Origin of the sequence: Streptomyces colwelliae (genome assembly GCF_048158785.1) — a bacterium.
In the GTDB taxonomy this organism is placed as follows: Bacteria; Actinomycetota; Actinomycetes; order Streptomycetales; family Streptomycetaceae; genus Streptomyces.
Window position 1 is genome coordinate 57755 of sequence record NZ_JBLTJC010000005.1, and the last position, 18910, is coordinate 76664.

General features: G+C 71.6%; 18 protein-coding genes and 1 riboswitch. Of the genes, 8 read left to right on the top strand and 10 right to left on the bottom strand.

Features of this window, described 5'->3' with window-relative positions; genetic code table 11:
- Positions 1–210: 210 nt before the first annotated feature.
- On the top strand, positions 211–867 hold the full coding sequence (locus ACNFOC_RS02100; RefSeq protein ID WP_416955961.1) for an STAS domain-containing protein: 657 nt from the start codon (positions 211–213) through the stop codon (positions 865–867).
- A gap of 97 nt (positions 868–964) precedes the next feature.
- Here ACNFOC_RS02100 and ACNFOC_RS02105 read toward each other — a convergent pair whose 3' ends face one another.
- From ACNFOC_RS02105 to ACNFOC_RS02115, 3 genes are all read right to left on the bottom strand, one after another.
- Positions 965–1993: a Ppx/GppA family phosphatase gene (locus ACNFOC_RS02105; protein WP_416955962.1), complete on the bottom strand. Its 1029-nt coding sequence runs from the start codon at positions 1991–1993 to the stop codon at positions 965–967.
- A 70-nt stretch (positions 1994–2063) separates the two neighbouring features.
- The gene (gene ligD / locus ACNFOC_RS02110; protein WP_416955963.1) at positions 2064–3041 is read right to left on the bottom strand and encodes a non-homologous end-joining DNA ligase; all 978 of its coding nucleotides are present in this window, start codon (positions 3039–3041) and stop codon (positions 2064–2066) included.
- A complete protein-coding gene (locus tag ACNFOC_RS02115; RefSeq protein ID WP_416955964.1) occupies positions 3041–3388 on the bottom strand; it encodes a DUF6479 family protein in 348 nt (115 codons plus the stop codon). The genes ligD and ACNFOC_RS02115 overlap by 1 nt, the downstream gene beginning before the upstream one ends.
- A 135-nt stretch (positions 3389–3523) precedes the next feature.
- Here ACNFOC_RS02115 and ACNFOC_RS02120 point away from each other — a divergent pair, with 135 nt between their 5' ends.
- The 6 genes from ACNFOC_RS02120 to ACNFOC_RS02145 all read left to right on the top strand — a co-directional run bounded on the left by ACNFOC_RS02120 (position 3524) and on the right by ACNFOC_RS02145 (position 11544).
- A complete protein-coding gene (locus tag ACNFOC_RS02120; RefSeq protein WP_416955966.1) occupies positions 3524–4108 on the top strand; it encodes a carboxymuconolactone decarboxylase family protein in 585 nt (194 codons plus the stop codon).
- On the top strand, positions 4105–4971 hold the full coding sequence (locus tag ACNFOC_RS02125; protein ID WP_416955968.1) for an RNA polymerase sigma-70 factor: 867 nt from the start codon (positions 4105–4107) through the stop codon (positions 4969–4971). Before ACNFOC_RS02120 ends, ACNFOC_RS02125 begins: the two co-directional genes overlap by 4 nt.
- A gap of 196 nt (positions 4972–5167) precedes the next feature.
- Positions 5168–6025, top strand: a complete 858-nt coding sequence (locus ACNFOC_RS02130) for a hypothetical protein (protein ID WP_416955970.1) — start codon at positions 5168–5170, stop codon at positions 6023–6025.
- On the top strand, positions 6025–8175 hold the full coding sequence (locus ACNFOC_RS02135) for a bifunctional serine/threonine-protein kinase/ABC transporter substrate-binding protein (protein WP_416955972.1): 2151 nt from the start codon (positions 6025–6027) through the stop codon (positions 8173–8175). The genes ACNFOC_RS02130 and ACNFOC_RS02135 overlap by 1 nt, the downstream gene beginning before the upstream one ends.
- Positions 8176–8272: 97 nt before the next feature.
- Complete coding sequence (locus ACNFOC_RS02140) at positions 8273–10471, top strand: bifunctional serine/threonine-protein kinase/ABC transporter substrate-binding protein (RefSeq protein WP_416955974.1); 2199 nt, start codon at positions 8273–8275, stop codon at positions 10469–10471.
- Positions 10472–10551: 80 nt separating this feature from the next.
- Positions 10552–11544 carry a MerR family transcriptional regulator gene (locus tag ACNFOC_RS02145; RefSeq protein WP_416955976.1) on the top strand — a complete coding sequence of 331 codons (993 nt, stop codon included), beginning with the start codon at positions 10552–10554 and terminating at the stop codon, positions 11542–11544.
- 24 nt (positions 11545–11568) lie between these two features.
- Here ACNFOC_RS02145 and ACNFOC_RS02150 read toward each other — a convergent pair whose 3' ends face one another.
- The 6 genes from ACNFOC_RS02150 to ACNFOC_RS02175 all read right to left on the bottom strand — a co-directional run bounded on the left by ACNFOC_RS02150 (position 11569) and on the right by ACNFOC_RS02175 (position 17216).
- On the bottom strand, positions 11569–12576 hold the full coding sequence (locus ACNFOC_RS02150) for an ABC transporter substrate-binding protein (protein ID WP_416955978.1): 1008 nt from the start codon (positions 12574–12576) through the stop codon (positions 11569–11571).
- 15 nt (positions 12577–12591) lie between these two features.
- The gene (locus tag ACNFOC_RS02155) at positions 12592–13368 is read right to left on the bottom strand and encodes an ABC transporter ATP-binding protein (protein ID WP_416955980.1); all 777 of its coding nucleotides are present in this window, start codon (positions 13366–13368) and stop codon (positions 12592–12594) included.
- Positions 13368–14459 (bottom strand): FecCD family ABC transporter permease, encoded by a 1092-nt coding sequence (locus tag ACNFOC_RS02160; protein WP_521984402.1) that lies wholly within the window; start codon positions 14457–14459, stop codon positions 13368–13370. Before ACNFOC_RS02160 ends, ACNFOC_RS02155 begins: the two co-directional genes overlap by 1 nt.
- 107 nt (positions 14460–14566) lie before the next feature.
- Positions 14567–14710: riboswitch (cobalamin riboswitch) on the bottom strand.
- A gap of 26 nt (positions 14711–14736) precedes the next feature.
- Complete coding sequence (locus ACNFOC_RS02165) at positions 14737–15651, bottom strand: helix-turn-helix domain-containing protein (protein ID WP_416955982.1); 915 nt, start codon at positions 15649–15651, stop codon at positions 14737–14739.
- Between the two features lie 100 nt (positions 15652–15751).
- Positions 15752–16696 (bottom strand): alpha/beta hydrolase, encoded by a 945-nt coding sequence (locus ACNFOC_RS02170; protein ID WP_416955983.1) that lies wholly within the window; start codon positions 16694–16696, stop codon positions 15752–15754.
- A 52-nt stretch (positions 16697–16748) separates the two neighbouring features.
- Positions 16749–17216 (bottom strand): cupin domain-containing protein, encoded by a 468-nt coding sequence (locus ACNFOC_RS02175; RefSeq protein WP_416955984.1) that lies wholly within the window; start codon positions 17214–17216, stop codon positions 16749–16751.
- 185 nt (positions 17217–17401) lie between these two features.
- On the opposite strand from ACNFOC_RS02175, the gene ACNFOC_RS02180 reads away from it, so the two are divergent.
- Positions 17402–18088 carry a TMEM175 family protein gene (locus ACNFOC_RS02180; RefSeq protein WP_416955985.1) on the top strand — a complete coding sequence of 229 codons (687 nt, stop codon included), beginning with the start codon at positions 17402–17404 and terminating at the stop codon, positions 18086–18088.
- Between the two features lie 137 nt (positions 18089–18225).
- Here ACNFOC_RS02180 and ACNFOC_RS02185 read toward each other — a convergent pair whose 3' ends face one another.
- Positions 18226–18864 (bottom strand): ScbR family autoregulator-binding transcription factor, encoded by a 639-nt coding sequence (locus ACNFOC_RS02185; RefSeq protein ID WP_416955987.1) that lies wholly within the window; start codon positions 18862–18864, stop codon positions 18226–18228.
- Positions 18865–18910: the final 46 nt, after the last annotated feature.

Here is an 18910-nt window from a genome sequence, read left to right on the forward strand (position 1 = left end):
AGACACGAAACGAATTTCGTGTATATCTTGACGCGCTAAATACGGCGGGCAAGACTTGACCGGGCAGAAAACAAGGCGGATGCCTCGGGAGCGGCTGCCATGCGAGAACACGAACGTAGCGCTCCTCCCAGGAGCGGGGGCCGAACGATCTGTGCGGTCTCCCCCGTTCCCGCGGTGGATCCCGCGTCGGCTTCGGCGTCTCTGAAGATCGTGACGCGGCCGGCCGGGACCCGGACGGTCGTCGTGGTCTCCGGGGAGATCGACATCGACACGGAGCAAGCGGTGCGGCGCGCCCTGCGGCCGGCGCTCGCCCGGTCGCCCGGAGGGCTGGACCTCGACCTGGCCGGAGTCGGTTTCTGCGACTGCGCCGGGCTCAACGTCCTGCTGTCCCTCCGCCGGATCGCCCTGTCGGACGGCAAGACACTCGGCGTCCGGGCCGTCAGCGCCGCGGTCGGGAGACTGTTCGCGCTCACCGACACGTCGTCGCTGTTCCGCCACGCGCCAGGGCCCACGCCCGCCGACGGGGTGGTCGACGCCCGGCGCCACCATTCCCCCACGACGCACGACCTGATGGAGGAGAACGGCGTGTCCGACGAGGCCGAGGAGCTGCGCGTCGAGGTCGGGCAGCTCAAGCGCGCGATGCTGACCCGGCCGGTCATCGACCTGGCCCGCGGAGTCCTGATGGCCTCCTTCGCCCTCAGTCCCGAGGACGCCTGGAGCGTCCTGGTCGACGTCTCCCAGCGCACGAACACCAAACTCCATCAACTGGCCGAAGAACTCGTCGACTCGGTCAACGGAGCACCGCTGCCCGAGCAGTTGCAACAGCGGATCTCGATGTCGGTCGCCGAGATCTCACGCCCGGCGTAGGTGGGCGCGGTGCGGTCGTTCGCCACCTCCCGGCGCGTGTCGGCCGGCGTTCGCTACGGACGTTCACCAGCTGCCGGCGCGAGTCGGCCGACGTTCGCTACCTGCCGACGGGCGTCCGCTCCGGCACCGGCGCGATGCGCAGGGCGCCCGCCCCGGCGGTTTCCACTTCGTCGCTGCGCCGCGCCATCTCCGTCCACCACGACCCGCCGTCCTCGATGTACCGCAGCAGCACTCCTTCACGGATGCCCCAGGGGCAGACGGTGACGGTCTTGATGCCGGTGAGCTTCATGACCGTGTGCCCGACCACGGCTCCGGCCAGGCTCTGCGCGGCCCGCGGTGCCGAGACACCGGGGAGCAGGGCCCGGTCGGAGGCGGCGAGGGCGGCCAGCCGGTCGAGGCCCACGCGCAGTTCCGACCGTGCCAACCGCCGTTCCACAAAGGGACCTTGACGTCCGGGCGCGGCACCGCAGAGCCGGGCCAGCTGCTGAAAGGTGCGGGACGTCACGACGGTGGTCCGGGGCCCTTCCCAGCGGATCCGTGCGGCCACGTCCCGCAGTTGGTGCCGTACCTCGCGACGCAGCGCCTTGACCGCGTGCTCGTGCGGCGGGTCCTGGCCGTAGAGGAAGTCCCGGGTCAGCCGGCCCGCGCCGAGTGGCAGGGAGGCGACGAAGTCGGGCAACCGGCCGCGCCCGAAGGCGACTTCGAAGGATCCGCCGCCGATGTCGAAGAGCGCGAGCGGCCCGGCGCGCCAGCCCATCCAGCGCCGGGCGCCGAGGAACGTCAGCTCGCCCTCCACCTCTCCCGGCAGCGTGCACAGCCGTACGCCGGTCTCGGTGCGCACCGCGCGGAGCACGTCGCGCCGGTTCGGCGCGCCGCGGACCACCGCCGTGGCGAAGGCGAGGGGGCCTGCCGCGCCCCAGTGCCGGGCGGTCTCCGCGGCGGCCGAGACCGCCTTCACGAGGTGGCGTACGGAGTCCTCGGGGATCTCCCCGTACGGCTGCCCGACGCGCTCGGAGAGCCGTAGCTTCCACTTGGCCGTGTGCACCGGCAGTGGTACGCCGTCCTCCACGTCCGCCACCACGAGCCGAACCGTGTTCGAACCCACGTCCACCACACTCATCCGCATGAACCGGTGAGTACCCAATGCCGGAGCCGTCAGTCGTTCAGATCGATCTTCAGTTCGACGAACAGGTGATTCATCCGCGCAGTTCGTCAAGTCGCCGCCCGGCCGGGGCGAGGGACCGTCCCCGACTCGCCAGTCCCGCCCAGGGATCGATGCGGGCCTGGTCCACGGCGTCGGTGATGGTCCAGCGGCGGGCGTCGAGGTCCGGATCGTCGAGTTGGTCCCAGCTGATGGGGACGGCGACCGGGGCCCCGGGCTTGGCGCGGACGGCGTAGGGGGCGACGGCGGTCTGCGCGTAGCCGTTGCGCTGTATGTCGAGGTAGAGGCGCTCCCCGCGGTCCTTCTTGCGTGCGGCCGTGGTGAGTCGGTCGGGGTGTGCCTCGGCGAGGTGGTCGGCGACGTCCTTGGCGAAGGCGCGTACCGCGTCGAAGTCCAGCTGCCCGTCGAGGGGCACGACCAGGTGCAGACCGCGCGATCCGGTGGTCATCGGCGCGGACGGCAGCCGTAGTTCGTCGAGCAACTCGCGCAGGAGCAGGGCGGCTTGGCGTACGGCGGCGAAGTCGTCTCCGGTGTCTCCGTCGCCTCCGTCCGACGGGTCGAGGTCGAAGACCAGGCGGTCGGGCCGGTGCGGCCGGGCGGCCCGGGACAGCCAGCGGTGCGGGGTGAGGCAGGCCTGGTCGGCGAGGTACACGAGCGTGGCGGTGTCGTCGCAGACGAGGTGCGTGACGGTGCCGCCCTCCTTGGACACCTCGACGCGTTTGATCCAGTCCGGGTAGTGCGCCGGGAAGTTCTTCTGCATGAACCGGGGGCCGTCGATCCCGTCCGGGTGCCGCTCCAGCATCAACGGGCGTCCGCGCAGGTGCGGCAGCATGAAGGGGGCGACAGCCCGGTAGTACGCGACGAGGTCGCCCTTCGTGTACTCCTTGCCGTTCCCGTCAGCGGGAAACAGCACCTTGTCGGGCCGGTGGACGGCGAGGCTGCGGCGCCCCGCCCGCACCGTCCGGACACCTGCCGAGGTCTGCGGGCCGGCCATGGTCCGGGCGCCGGCCATCAGGAACCGCCGGACCGCTCGTCCCAGCGCGGACGCTCCTGGTTCTCGCTGCGCCTGCTTCCGGAGTGGTGGAGGTTGTGCGGCAGGATCCGCTCGCCGTCGGGGGTGCGCGGCACCTCGTCCGGCTCCCGCTGTTCCCTGACCTCCCGTACGGCACCGGATTCCGGCAGCCGGGGCTGCTCGTCCGGTCGCGGCGGCGCCGGTTCCCGCTCCCGCACCTTGATGCCCAGCCGGACGGCCCACACCAGCAGCGCGACGATGACGAGACCGCCGGCGAAGGCCACCACCAGGCCCATGGCGGCGCCGGATGCGGCGAGGTCGACGTGTTCGTTCTCGGCGATCATCATGACGGCCGAGTACCCCCGCGCGAAGGGCCCAAGCGTCGAGGCCGACCGAAGTGCCCGGCCCCGATGTCACATCCGCGAGCCGGCCGGTGTCTTCATGGCGAACCACCGACCAGGCACACGTACAAGGAGAACACCGTGACGATCCGCGTTCCGAAGGCCGAGCTTCCCACCGAGCTCCGCGAGAACATGATCCAGCAGCTCGGGGCCGTGCCCGAGCCCGTCGAAGTGCTGTGGAACCAGCCCCAACTCGCCCGGGCCAACCAGGAGTTCGCGGCGAACGTGGGCGCGTGGGACGCGGCCGACGCGGGACTCAAGACGTTCGCGCACATGGCCGTCGCGGCCCAGGTCGGGTGCAGCTGGTGCCTCGACGTCAACTACTTCCACGCGCTCAACCAGAACCTCGACCTGGCCAAGGCGAGCCAGGTGCCGCGCTGGCGGCAGTCGGAGGTGTTCACACCGCTGGAGCGTGACGTGCTCGCGTACGCGGAGGCCATGACGAACACACCGCCGACCGTCACCGACGAGCTGTCGAAGAGCCTGCTGGAGCGGCTCGGTCCGGCGGCGCTCGTCGAACTCACCGTGTTCATCGGCTTCGCCAACATGGCGGCCAGGTGCAACACCGCGCACGGGATCACCTCGCAGGGCTACTCGGACTCGTGCGAGATTCCCCTGGCCGTCCGGGCGGGGCACGCCGGCGCCGACGTAGCGTCGACGGCATGACCGATGACCCCTTCGTCGCCCACCGCAGCCTCCTGTTCACGGTCGCCTACGAGATGCTCGGGTCGGCGGCCGACGCGGAGGACGTGTTGCAGGAGTCGTGGCTGCGGTGGGCCGACGTCGACCGCGCACAGGTCCGGGACCCGCGGTCGTACCTCGTGCGGCTCGTCACCCGGCAGGCGCTCAACCGGCTGCGCACGCTGTCGCGCCGTCGTGAGGAGTACGTGGGCGAGTGGCTGCCGGAACCCCTGCTGACCGCTCCTGATGTCGCCGAGGACGTCGAGCTCGCGGAGAGTGTCTCGATGGCGATGCTGACGGTGCTGGAGACGCTCGGGCCCACCGAGCGTGCGGTGTTCGTGCTGCGCGAGGTCTTCGAGATGCCCTACGGCGAGATCGCCGAGGTCATCGGGAAGTCGGCGGCCGCGGTGCGGCAGGTCGCGCGGCGGGCCCGGGAGCATGTGGCGGCCCGGCGGCCGCGGGTGCGGGTGAGCCGGTCGGAGCAACAGGCCGTCGTGGAACGGTTCCTGCGCGCCCTGCGGACCGGGCAGTTGCAGGAGCTGATGGAGGTGATGGCGCCGGACGTGGTGCTGGTGACCGACGGTGGCGGGGTGGTCGCCGCCGCGCTCGCCCCCATCCACGGAGCCGAGACTGTGGCGCCGATCCTCGCCCGCGCACACCAGCTGGTGGCCGCGTTCGACACCACGCCCGTGTGGCTCAACGGCGAGCCGGCGGGCCGGATCGAGATCGACGGCGAACCGTCCACGGTGAGCCTCGTGGTGGAGGACGGCCGGATCACCCGCGTCTATGTGGTGCGCAATCCCCGGAAGTTGACGCAACTGGACGAGCCGACGGAGTTGTCCAGGTGAGTCCGCCGCCGTCCTGGATCTTTTAACTCCCGTATGCGCAGGGGTAGTTGATGGGATCAGCTCTACGATCGTCTCGGCTGTGCGCATCCTGTGCGGCGCCGGAGATCGAAGCGGAAGCCGGGGAACCGTCCCGTGCCTGGGCGCATCGCTACTGGCATGGGGCGGCCGCACGGCAGGCCGTGGAGGGGGCGACGTCGTGGCGTATGCGAGAGCACTGCGTGTCAGCGGGGCGGTGGCGGCCTGCGGGGCCATGGTGCTCGGGTGCACCGGGGGTGGTGGCGGTTCCGCGTCGCCACCGACGACATCCTCCGGGACGGCTCGGAGCAGTACGGCCGACGCGCAGCCGTCGGCGTCGGCGACGCCCGAGACGGATCCGGGCAAGGAGCCGAAGACCGCGCCGCAGGCTCAGTCGCTGATCCAACGGGTCATCTCCGGCCCGGAGTTGTTCGGCACCGGGGTGGTCCGGGCGACACCGTACGAGAGCGACCCGGCGCGGTGGGCGGTACTGGGTGACGACTGTCTGTGGCGGCTGCGCCCGTTGCCCGAGGACGCGCTGGCCTCGCTGACCCGGCACTTCGAGGTGCCCGCGTCCGGCGCGAAGGGAGCCGTGCGGCTGTCGGCCACGGTGACCGTGCATCGCACGGCGTTGGACGCGTCCTGGGAACAGGCCAGGATGCTGGAGGAGGACCTGGACTGCACGGAGCAGGTCCAGCGGCCCGGTGAACGCCTCACCGGGCTCCAGTCGTTGTCGTTCGCCCGGGGCGAGGGCGGCAACACCAGCGGCGACGATCTGCTGCTGGAGACGGGGCAGTGCGTCAGCGACACGCGCGGCGGCCCGTACCCGTACTGGTGGCAACAGGCCGTGCTGGGCCCGGTGGTGAGCGGTACGTCCGTGTGCGGCGGGCGCGGCCGGAGCCAGGAGGAGCTCAACTCCCTTGTGGCGGAGGTGCTTCCGAGGATGCTGCTCCGGGTGCAGGACGAGATCGGGCGCACCGCCGGGTCGGATTCCAGCGGGCCGACCGCCTCCGCGCCGGGCACGAAGGGCGGGTCGTGATGGAGCGACTGCTTCCCGCCGATCCGTCGCGGCTCGGCGGATACCGGCTGTTGGGGCGTCTGGGTGCGGGCGGCATGGGTGTGGTCTACCTGGCGCGCGGCGGGGCCGGGGAACTCGCCGCGGTGAAGGTGATCCAGCCCGAGTTCGCCCAACAGGCGGAGTTCCGGGCCCGGTTCCGGCGTGAGGCTGACTCCGCTCGTGGGGTGGACAGCCCGTGGGTGGTGCCGGTGCTGGGCGCGGACACGGAGGGCCCGGCGCCGTGGCTGGCGACCGCGTTCGTGCCGGGGCCTTCGCTGGCCGAGGCGGTGGCGGAGTGCGGGCCGTTACCCGCGCGGGTGGTGCGGGTGCTGGGCAAGGTGCTGGCGCGGGCGCTGGACGCCGTGCACCGAGCGGGACTTGTGCACCGGGACGTCAAACCGGGCAACATACTCCTCGCGCTGGACGGGCCCCGGCTGATCGACTTCGGTATCGCCCGGCCCACGGCGGCCGAGGAGACGGAGCTGACCTCGGACAGCATGGTCGTGGGCACGCCCGGGTTCCTCTCCCCGGAGCAGGCGCGGGCGTTGCCGGTGGGTCCGGCGAGCGATGTGTTCTCGCTGGGCTGTGTGCTGGCGTACGCGGCGACCGGGCGGCTGCCGTTCGGTACGGGCGCGGCGGACGCGCTGCTGTACCGGACCGTGCACGACACACCGGATCTCGACGGGGTGGAGGACGTCGAACTGCGGGACCTGTTGGAGCGCTGCCTCGCGAAGGAGCCCGCGGAACGACCCCAACTCGCCGACATGGACTCGGAGTTGGTGGAGGATGCCCCGGCCGGCTCGATCGGCTGGCTGCCGGATTCGGTGGTCCGGATGGTCGCCGACCGGTCGGCGGAGATGCTGGTGCTGCCCGGTGTCGAGCCGACCGAGGTCTCCGGCGAGTCCGCATCCCAACGTCCGGGCCGTCGCCGGGTGTTGGCCCTCGCCGCGGGCGGTACGACGCTGCTCGCGGCCGGTGGCGGCGCTGCGCTGTGGGCGGTGCTGCGGGACAACGACGAGAAGACACCGGCGAGTTCGGCCGCCCACCGTGACTGGGTCATCGGTGTCCAGGCCGATCTGAGCGGCCCGCTCAAGTCGGCGGGGACGGCACAGGAGCGGGGCGCGCGGCTGGCCGTGGAACAGTTCAACGCGCGTGAGGACAAGCCGTTCCCGCTCACCCTGAAGGTGATGGACGACCGTGGGGAGCCGGCCCGCGCCCAGGCCGTGGCCCGCCGACTGACCGGCGACCGCGATGTGTTCGCCGTGCTCGGCCCCACCGGCTACGCCTCGGCGCAGAGTGCCGTGGAGGTGTACGAGAGCGCCGGGCTGTCGCTGGTGACCGTGTCCGAACTCTCGGTCTCCGCCGTGCAGTCGGCGCTCCTGGCCAAGCCGCGAAGATACTTCCGGGCCGCTCCGCTGGCCGCGTACTCCGCGTTCGCCACCGTCACCGCGCTGGCCGCGCGGGGCTCCCGCCGTCCGGGACTGCTGGTGGACCGCGCGGGCGGGATCACCGGCATGGAGTCCGTCAACGTCGTCCACAGCGCGACCGGCGCGGGCGGCGTGGCCCTGTACGCCCGGGTCGTCCCCGCGCTCGCGCCCGACGTGTCGGCCGTCGTCACCGACATGCTCGCGCACGGCGTCGACAGCTTCTACTACACCGGCACCCCCGAGCGAGCCGCGCCGCTCGCCCGCGCCCTGGCCGCACAGAAGTTCACCGGACCACGCTTCCTGGACATTCCGTCGGCCACGCCCGCGTTCGTCTCGGCGGCGGGCCCGGCGAGCGAGGGCTGGCAGGTCCTGGCTCCGTACATCGACCCGGGCGCCGCCGCCGTACGACCGTTCGCCACCGCCTACCGCAAGCGGTACGGCAGCGCGCCGGGCGACTGGGCCGCCGAGGCGTACGACGTCACGCGCCTGCTGGCCGACCGGCTCACCGCGCTCGCCGGGAGCGGCAGGCTGCGCCCGAGCCGCACGCAGGTCGCCGACGCGCTGGCCGAGGCCCGGTTCAAGGGGCTGATCACCACGTACGCGTTCGACGCCGACCACCAGCTCATCACCCGGCAGGTGCAGCATTACCAGGTCAAGGGTGGGCGCTTCGCCTACGACGGCCCGGTGGGAGTGTCCGCTTCCTGACGGGCGGGCGGCGCGTACGGGAGCGTCCCGGCCGACGACGAGAGTGTCCACGGGACCGACGAGGGATCCGTCCCCGAGCAGCGACGGGAGCCGCAGGATGCAGGCATTGCGGGCCGAGGACCCGGAGTTTCTGGGCGGGCACCGGCTGCTCGCCCGGCTCGGCGTGGGCGGCATGGGCGTGGTCTACCTGGCCCGTACCGCCGACGGAACACCGGTCGCGCTGAAGGTGATCCGCGCCGAGTACGCGGCCGACCCCGCCTTCCGCGCCCGGTTCCGGCGCGAGGTGCGGCTGGCCACCGGGCTCACCGGCCGCCGGGTGGTCGCGGTGACGGCCGCGGACACCGAGGCGCGTGCGCCGTGGCTGGCCACCGCGTTCGTCCCCGGCCCGTCGCTGGCCGAGGCGGTGGACGGCGTCGGCCCGCTTCCCGCGCACACGGTCGTCACGCTCGGTGCCCAACTGGCGCAGGTGCTGGGTGAGTTGCACGCGGCGGGCCTGGTGCACCGGGACGTCAAACCCGGCAACATCCTCCTGGTCCCCGACGGCCCCCGGCTCATCGACTTCGGCATCGCCAAGGGCGCCGGAACGACCGCGCTCACCGCTCCCGACGCGGTCATCGGCACCCCCGGCTATCTCTCCCCCGAGCAGACCCGGACCCGCGGCGGCGAGGTCGGCCCGGCCGGCGACCTGTTCTCCCTCGGCTGCGTGCTCGCGTACGCGGCGACGGGCCGGCGCCCGTTCGGCACCGGCGAGGCTCCGGCGGTCCTGTACCGCACCGTCCACGAACCCCACGACCCCACCGGCCTGGCCCAACTCCCGCCGCCCCTGCGCACGGTGATCGACGCCTGCCTCGCCAAGGACCCGGCGCTACGGCCGACAGCCGCGGCGGTCCACTCCGCGCTGACGGACGAGAAGCACCCGGACGACGACCCGTCCACGGCACCCGCATGGCTGCCGCCCGCCGTCCTACGGCTGGTAGCCGAGCGCTCGGCCCGCGCCCTCGACCCGCCACCCCGCACGGCAGGACCATCCACACCCGAACCGCTCAACACGCCCCCACCACACGGCATTTCACGCCGCCGCGTCCTGACCATCGGCAGCTCGGCAGCCGCAGTGCTCGCCGCGTCCGGCGCCGGTGCGGCCGTCCTGCTCACCCGGGGGCACCCGACGACAAGCGGTTCGCGAGACGTCGTACCCACCCACGCCCTCGCCGTCCACGCCGATCTGACGGGCCCTCAGAGATCCCTGGGCAAGGCGCAGATGCAGGGAGCGCTCCTCGCGGTCGCCGCCCACAACGCGCGCAAGAACGTCGGCTACCGCCTCGCGCTCTCCTCGTACGACGACGGAGGCGACGCGACCCGAGCGCGGGACGCGGCTCACCGCGTACTCGCCCAGCGGTCGGTCATCGCGGTCATCGGCCCCAGCACGACAGTGGGTGCCCGCGCCGCCGTCCCGCTCTACTCGGCCGCGTCCCTGCCGGTGGTCCTGGTGTCGGCCGCCGACGACACCGCCGGACTGTCCACCACGCCCCTGCGCACCCTGTGCGTGACGAGGGCGTCCGACACCTCACGGACCCTGCCGATCCTCTTCTACCTGAGCAGGACCCGCCCCAGCCGGCGCACGGCGGTCATCCAGGACGGCGCGGCGGGCGAGCCGGCCGTCGACATGAGCCGGAACCTGGTCGAGACACCGCCCAGCGGCGGCACCGCCACCGTCCACCAAGTGGCCGCCACCACAAGCGATTTCGGCCCCGTCGTCTCCCGGGCGCTGGCCACGCACCCGCAGGCGATCGTCTACGGCGGCACGTCACCGCGCCGGGCGGCGGCCTGCGCCCGGGCCTTGGCCACGGCGCGGTTCACAGGAGCGGTGACCGGCTTCGAGCCCGTCATGCGCGCCGACTTCCTCACCGCGGCGGGCCGGGCGGCCGAGGGGTGGGTCTTCGAAGCGCCGTACACCCAAGCGCAGTCGGCGACCACCCCGGCCGCGAAGGCGTTCACCGCGGCCTACCTGGCGCGTTACGGCGGGCCGCCCGGCCGGTGGTCCGCCGAGGCGTACGACGCCGTCGGTCTGATCGCGCGAGCCCTGGACGCGCTCGGGACCACCACCACGATCGAACCCGCGCAGGTTGCCGAACGCCTCTTCCACACCGCGTACGACGGGGTGGCGAAGCCGATCCGCTTCGTCCAGGGCACCACCCACGCGCTGGACCCGGAGAACACCGGCTTCCTGTACCAGGTCAGGGACGGCGCGTTCCGGTTCCTGGGCCGCTACGACCAAGTGCGCGCGGTTCAGCCGTAGGACACGAAGGAGATTCGCGGGGTCGTGTCGTGACCAACCCCCTTGACTCTCAGGTCACTTGAGATCCCATAGTGACGGGTGTGAACGAACCGGAGCTCTACTCCATCGGGGACGTCGCCCGCCGCACGGGCCTGAGCGTGAGCGCGATCAGGTTCTACGCCGACGAGGGCGTCGTCGCGCCCACCGGCGTCACCGAGGGCGGCTTCCGGCGGTACGACGTGCACGCCGTCGCCCGGATCGAACTCGTGCGTACCCTGCGCGACTTGGGGGCCGGTCTGGACGACATCCGTCAGGTGCTGGCCGCGGAGACCAGCCTGCACGACCTCGCCGTCACGCATCTGCGGCTGGTCGAGGACCAGTTGCGGCAGTTCCGGGCACGCCGTGCCGTACTGCGGACCATCACGCGGCAGCACACCACGGCGGAACAGGTGAGCCTGATGCACAAGCTCGTGTCGATGTCCGACGACGACCGCGACCAACTCATCGACCAGTTCTGGGACTTCGTGACCGACGGCCTGGACGTCCACCCCAGCTATGTCGAGGGACTGCACGGCTTCCGGCCGCATCTGCCCGAGGAGCCGTCCACCGAGCAACTGGAGGCCTGGATCGAACTCGCCGAGGTCGTGCGGGACGAGGAGTTCCGCACGGCGCTCCGGGGCTTCTTCCACCGCACATTCAGCACCCCGCAGGGCAAGTTGATGGCCTCGCCGGAGATGACGGCCCGTGTCGAGCGGCACCGGAAGCTCCTCCTGGACGCACGGGCCGCCCAGGAGGCCGGCACGCCGGCGGATTCGCCGCGGGCCCGGGAACTCGCCGAGCGGGTGGCCGCCGGCAACGCCGAGATGGTCGCCGCCATGACAGGGGACCACGACATCGACAAGGCCCGGCGCGGCATCGTCGAGTTCGACCCCGACGGCAAGGCGGCACAGCGGCCGGCCAAGGCGACCGGCCTCGAGCTGCTGACCAGGTACCAGTCCCTGGTGGCCACGGTCAACGGCACGCCCAAGCCGGACCCGGACCGGGCGACGGCCGTCCGGGAGTGGATGGCCGCCGCCCTGCGCCAAACGCCTTGATCCGCAGGGGTCCTGGCACTCGCCCTAGTCGGTGTCCTTCGCCGCGGCCACCGTTCGCAGATACGCGCCGAGGCGGGCGATCGCCGACGGGTTTCGGGGGCTCTCGACGAGGTCGACGTAGTCGAGGACGAAGATCCGGCGGTGCTTGACGGCGGAGACGTCGCGCAGCGGGGCGTAGGAGAGGAGGAACTTCTTCTTCTGTTCCGCGCTCACGTCGCCGTAGTTGCAGATGACGATGACGTCCGGGTCGCGTTGCACGACGGTCTCCCAACCGACCGTCGTCCAGGAGTCGTCGACGTCGTGCATGACGTTGGTGCCGCCGGCCTCGCCGATGATCTGGTCGGGGGCGGCATAGCGGCCGGAGGTGAACGGGGAGTCCTGGCCGCTGTCGTAGAGGAAGACCTTGGGGCTCTTCGCCGGGGCCTTGCTCCGTACGGCCGCGATCTGCTTCTTGAAGTCGGCGATCAGGGTGGCCGCGCGCTTCTCGACGCCGAAGAGTCTGCCGAGGTTGGTGAGGTCGGCGTAGAGGGCGTCCAGGGGCGGCATGATGCCGCGCGAGGTGTCGGTGCGGCCGTTGCGGCAGGACTCGGTGAGGATGTACGAGGGGATGCCGAGCTTCTTCAGGGCGCCGGGGGTGAAGCCGCTGTCGTCGCGGAAGCCGTAGTTCCAGCCGGCGAAGACGAGGTCGGCGCGGGCGTCGAGGACGTTCTCCTTGGTGAGTTGGTCCTTGGACAGCCACTTCACCTTCTTGTAGCCGTCCTTCCAGGGGACGTCGGTGAGGTCTCCCTTGTCGTCGGGCATGGCGAACCCGGCCATGCGGTTCTCCAGGCCGAGGGCGAACATCAGCTCGGTGATGCCGACGTCGTTGGTGACGACCCGCTCGGGGACCGTCTTGTACGTCACCTTCCGGCCGCAGTTGGTGAGGGTGACGGCGGAGGATCTGGCGTTCTGCGGCGAGGGCTCGACCGTGGCGCCGCAACCGGCGGTGGCGGTCGCGGCGAGGCAGAGCGCGGCGGCAAGCAGCTTGCGCATGGGGGGTGTTGTCCTTCAAGCGATGGGCGTGGTGGGCGGGAGCAGGTCGAACAGGAGCTGGACGGCGCCGGTCTCCGGATGCCGTACCGGATGCGCGCGGACCCCGAACACCTCGGCGAGCAGGGCGGGTCGGAGGACGTCGTGCGGCGGGCCGGAGGCGACGATCCGGCCGTTCGCGATCACGTACAGCTGGTCGCAGTGGGCGGCGGCGAGATTGAGGTCGTGCAGGGCCGCCAGGACGGTCAGGCCGCTGCCGCGGACCATGGACAGCACGTCCAACTGGTGGGCGATGTCGAGGTGGTTGGTGGGTTCGTCGAGGACCAGGACGCGGGGGCGCTGGGCGAGTGCGCGGGCGATCAGGACGCGTTGCCTCTCGCCGCCGGACAGGGCGAGGAACCCGCGGTCGGCGAGGTGGGTGACGCGGGTGCGTGCCATGGCTCCGGCGCAGATCTCCCGGTCCGAGGCGGCGGTCCGGTCCCGGTGCGGCAGCCGTCCCATAGCGACCACTTCGGCGACGGTGAAGTCGAACTCGGCCGACGACTCCTGCGGCAGTGCGGCCAACTTGCGGGCGGCGGCGCGCGGTTCCATGGCGTGTACGTCGTCGCCGTCGAGCCGGATCACGCCGTCGGCCGGTCGCAGCGCCCGGTACACGCACCTCAACAGGGTCGACTTTCCACTGCCGTTGGGGCCGACGAGCCCGACAAAGGCCCCGCTGCCCGCCGAGAGCCGGATGTCGTGCACCAGCCGCACCGCGCCCGCGTCGACCGAGAGCCCCTCGATGTCGAGCCTCATCAACGCCCCCCGAACGCATAGCCGCCGCGCCGCATCAGCAGCAGGAACGCGGGCACTCCCACGACCGCGGTGATCACACCGACCGGCAGTTCGGCGGGCGCCAGCAGCAGCCGGGACAGTACGTCCGCCCACACCAGGAGCACCGCTCCGGCGAGCGGCGCGACCGCGAGGACCTTGCGGTGATCGGCGCCGACGAGCATCCGCACGAGGTGCGGGACCATCAGTCCGACGAAGCCGATGGCTCCGCTGACCGCGACGACCGTTCCCGTCACGGCGGCGGTCACGAGGAACAACTCCCGCCGTAGTCGGCCCGGTTGGACGCCGAGCGCGGCGGAGGTCTCGTCCCCCATCGCGAGGGCGTTGAGCGACTCCGCGCGCCACCGCAGCCACGCCCAGCCAGCCGCCACGGTGACGGCGGCCAACGGCACCTGCGCCCAGGTCGCCCCGCCCAGGCTCCCCAGCAGCCACATCATCGCCGAGCGGGCCGCCTCGCCCCGGGCCGCGCCGAACACCATGACGGTGGTGACGGCTTCGAAGCCGTACGCCAGCGCGGTGCCCGTCAGGATCAGCCGCAGCGGGGTGAGGCCGTGCGGCGAGCGGGCCACGGCGTAGACCAGGACCATGGCCGCGAGCGCCGAGGCGAACGCGGACACCGACAGCGCCCACACCCCCAGTCCGGCGAACGCGCCCAGCAGGATGACGGCGTTGGCGCCCACCGCCGCGCCCGAGGAGATGCCGAGCACGAACGGATCGGCGAGCGCGTTGCGGACCATGGCCTGTACGGCCACGCCGACGGCGGACAGTCCGGCCCCGACGACGGCCGCGAGGACGACCCGCGGCAGCCGGATCTCCCACACGATGGTGTAGGCGGCGGCGTCACCGGCCCGCACGGTCCCGCCGGTGACGCCGGCCCACAGGAACCGGAACATGTCCGCCGTGCCGATCCCGGCCGCGCCGAGACCGACGCCGCACACGAGGGAGACGCCGAGCAGGAGCAACAGCCCGAGCAGCAGAAGGTGTTGGGGTATCCGGCGAGGATCACGCCCTGGGCTCTGGACACGGCCTGAGCCGGTTCTCGGACGGAGGAGCACGGTCGGCGGTCCTTCACCTGGGGCCGCCTGGTGAGCCTCGATGGAGGAGACAGCCCGGACGACCGTGCCGGCCGCTCGGTCCCCTCTCGCAGTCCACGGCGAGCAGTCAACGGGTCGCACCACCCACGGGTAATCGGACTCGCGCGACGGCCAGAGGTCGCCACGCACACCGTTGCGGGTCAGCGCCGGATTCTCACCGGACTTCCCCCGCGGGAGGCTCGGGGAGCGTAACAAACGGCGCGGAGCATGCCGACGGCGCCTGAACCAACCTCTCCCGTCAGATGCCTGAGAACACCTGAGAACCCGGGGCGTCTGCCCTCGACATGGCGCCGGCCGGCTCCCGGCAGGTGGCACGCAGGGCGTCCAGCTTCTCCGCGTCGGTCGTCCCCACCGCCGCCGTGTACGTGACGATCCTGAGGTCGGTGCCGGCGGCCATCACGACGTCGAGGTCGAGGTCGACGGCTCCCACCCGGGGGTGTTCGACGGTCTTGCGGTCGCCGACGTGGGTACGAGCGGTGCCGTTGGACCAGAGGCGGGCGAAGCGCGGGCTGTCGCGCAGCATGTGGTCGACGAAGGCGGCGAGCCGCGCGTCATGGGGATGGGCGGCGGCCGTCACCCGCAGGTCGGCGACGAGGTCCTCCTCCTCGACCTCGTCGCCCGCCCAGGAGCGGACCGGCCAGGCCCCGATCGGTTCTCGCCCTCGTGCGGCGCTCGTCCGGAACATGCCGGCCACGAGGTTGTGCTCGATCCAGCCGTACGTACGGGGATCGCCGATCGTCTCGGACCACATCCCGTTCCAGCTGACGAGGGTCCAGTCGGCGGCGAACACCGCGGTGGGATTGCCCGCCAGCTGACCCACCAGCCGGTGCACCCTCGCGGGAACGTGCCGGGACACGTTCCCGGCCGGGGGCGGTGCGAGGTGGGCGCAGCGGAACAGGTGGTCGCGCTCGGACGGTTCGAGGCGTAGCGCCCTGGCCAGTGCGATGACCACCTGGGCCGAGGGGTTCCGGGCGCGGCCCTGTTCCAGCCGGACCACGTAGTCGACCGACAGGCCTGCCAGCCGGGCCAGTTCCTCCCGGCGCAGCCCGGGGATGCGCCGGTCCCCGCCCACCTCCAGCCCGCTGTCCCGCGGTGACACGCGCTCGCGCCACCCCCGCAGAGCGATGCCGAAGTGGTTCGTCCTAGCCGCCATGGAGCACATTGTCGTTCAACTGACACACGGCACCCGGCCGTTCGGCCCCCGCACGCCGGAGTCTTTACTCACCGCCGGCCGTGCTGTCGGCCCTCCCCGGCTACGACGTCGACGCGGCCGGCACAGCCTCGCCGGACTTCTCGGCGTCCGCGCCGTCGGCCCACCGTGCCCGGATGAACGCCCCGGCGGCGTCGAGCGCGGCGGCGCCCTCGTCGAGGAGCGAGGCGAACGCCTGGAAGACGTGCGGGACTTGGGGCCAGACCTGCAGTTCGACGTGGACGTCGTGCCCGGCGGCGCGCGCGGCGAGTCGTACGGCGTCGTCCAGGAGGATCTCGTAGGAGCCGACCTGGATGAACAGGGGTGCCAGGCCGGTCAGATCGGCGAAGACGGGGCTGGCGTGCGGGGTGGTGGGGTCGGTGTCGCGGAGGTAGTCGCGGGCGCGTGCGCGCAGGCCTTCCGGGGTCAGTGAGGCGTCGAGTGCCGCCTTGCTCACCGTGCTGTCGCCGGACACGCTCAGGTCGGCCCATGGGGAGAAGACAGCGGCCGATGACGGCTGGGGCAGGCCCGCGTCCTTGGCGGCGACCAGCGTCGCGGCGACGAGACCACCGCCCGCGGACTCACCGACAAAGGCGATGCCGGAACTGGGAGTTCCGTCGTCGAGCAGGGCCCGGTACACGGCCAGGGCGTCGTCGACCGCCGCGGGGAACGGATGCTCGGGTGCCAGCCGGTAGTCGACGCAGACGGCGCGTGCACCGGTGCGCCGGGAGACCTCGGCGGCCAGACCCGCGGCGTCGGCCGCCGAGCCGATGACGTACGCGCCGCCGTGCAGATACAGCAGGACGGTCGCCGGGTCGTTCGCGGACGTCTCCACGGTGACGACCGGTACGCCGCCCAGTTCGCCCTCCGTGGTCGAGACGTCGGGCGGCAGGGGGACGGCCGTCATCATGTCGTGGAAGAGGGCGCGCTGTTGGGCCACCTCCCCTCCGAGGTCGAGCGGCCCGTGCCGCAGCATCTCGTCGAGGGCCTGGCGCTGTTGCCGGGACATGGCTGTGCCTTTCGTGGTTCCGGTCGATGCGGTGGAGCGGTGGAGCGGTGGGTCAGCGCGGCGGGCCCACGATGACCTGGCCGTACAGGTCGGCGGCCTCGGCCATGACGTCCCGCGAGATCTCGAAGCCCTCGGGGCGCGGGGTCGTGAGATCACGTCCCGCGTGCCGGAACATGCCCTCGATGCCGCCGGGCGTGCAGATCATCAGCAGGTCGGCGGTGTCGGAGGTGATCCGGTAGCCGTGCGGCACGTTCCGCGGCAGGAAGACGATGCCGCCCTCCGACAACTCCATCTCCTCGTCGTCGCACCACAGCAGCGCACTCCCCTTGATGAGCATGAAGACCTCGTCCTCACGGGTGTGCTTGTGGTACGGCGGCGCCTCGCCCTTGGCGACGGAGAACCGTCCCACGGTCAGCTGTCCGCCAGTCGCCGCGGCGTCGAGGAGTACGGCGAACTCGCCGCCGTCGAGCCATTCGAGTCGCTGCTGCTGCTCGGGCTGTGCGAGGTAGGCCATGGTCATGTGGCTGTCCGTTCTGCGCGCTCGGCTGTCTCCGGTCGGGGCCGTGCCCTGCCCAGCGATGATCCTCTTCCGCACACGCCGGCCGCCAGCCGTGCGGGTAGGACCAGCAGTACCACTCCCCCGGTCCGGCCCTCGGTGCCGGGCGCGTCCGAGGCCCCTCACGGCTTGTGGCATTCTCTGCTGCCATGGATGTCTCGACTGATCAAGAACTGCCGTCCGGGGACCAGGACATGGAGGTCCGGGCGGTCTCCGGCGAGCGACTCACGTTCTTCGGAGACGCGGTGGTCGCCATCGCGCTCACGCTGCTGGCTCTGGAACTGCCGGTACCGGAGGGGTCGACCAACTCCGAGTTGTGGCACTCGGCCACATCACACCGTGAGAGCTATCTGGCGTTCATGATCAGTTTCGTGGTGATCGCCGCACACTGGCGCTCGCACCACCGGGTGTTCCGCTACGTCACGGCGACCAACAGCCGGTTGACGGCCTTCACCATGTACTGGCTGCTCATGCTGGTGGTCACCCCGTTCGCGACCGACGTGATCGGCGGCCCCGGAGCGTTCCAGGCGCGGTTCATCTTCTACGCCGTCGTGCAGTTCCTGGCCTGTCTCCTGTTCATCCTGATGGTCCGTGAGGTCCGCCGCGACGGCCTCCAGCGCGTCGGCACCCCGCCCGAGCTCTTCACCCGGTCCATCCGCGGCATCGGCATGGTGGCACTGGGTTTCCTGGTCTCGATCCCAGTCTCGCTCGTCACCAACTGGGCTTACGTCTGCTGGATCGTGGTACCGGTCTTCGACGCGGTCGTCGACGCGCGCAGGAGCCGTTCCGGGCAGCGGGGCTTGGAGGATCGAGCCGAGGGTCCGTCGACGTCCTGAACTCGCTTCGTCGGTAAGGGTGTTGAGCGGTGCCCGTGTGCTTCTGGGAGCGGTACCGTTCCCCGGCGCTCCGTACGGTCAGGCGCGCTCTTTCCCTGCACACTCGGCGCCTTTCACTGCACACTCGGCACAGGCCGTCATCGAGTGACCGCCAACAAAGTCTTGGCCCCCTCCAGACACCTCACCGGATCCACCGGCGCAGCCTGCAACCCCGGCAGCAGCAGCATCCACAGGTCGCTCACCGCCTCCTCGATGTTGCGGCGGTCGTCCAGCGCGTCGGAGACGGTGTGCACCCCGAAGAAGCAGGAGACGAGGACCCGTGCGGCGCGCTCGGCATCGGCGCCGGGGGCGAGTTCGCCCGCTTTCGCGGCGGCGGTCAGCATGCGGGCGGTCGCGTCGATCCACCCCACGAAGGGCCGGGGCAGGGCAACGGGGATGGTCCTGCGCTCACTCCAGAGCCGGTTCCCGGCCCGGACGATGACGTTGTCACGGAATTCCCGGGCGACGGCGAGACTCAAACCCACCAACCGGTCGAGAACCGGCCCTTCCTGGGATTCCCAACGCTCCACATATCGCGGCCATTCGGCGAAATGGGCTTCCAGGACACCCCGGGCGAGCCCTTCCTTGCTGCCGAAATGGAAGTAGATCGCCCCGCTGGTGTACCCGCTCGTACGCGCCACGTCGCTGATGCTCGTACCGACGTACCCGTGCTGTTCGAACAGCACCGCTGCCGTCGCCAGAACAGCCCGCCGGGTGGCTTCCGCACGTTCCTGCATATTCTCGGTCGTCCCTGTCCTGCGTGCCGGATCGTCTTTTCCGGTG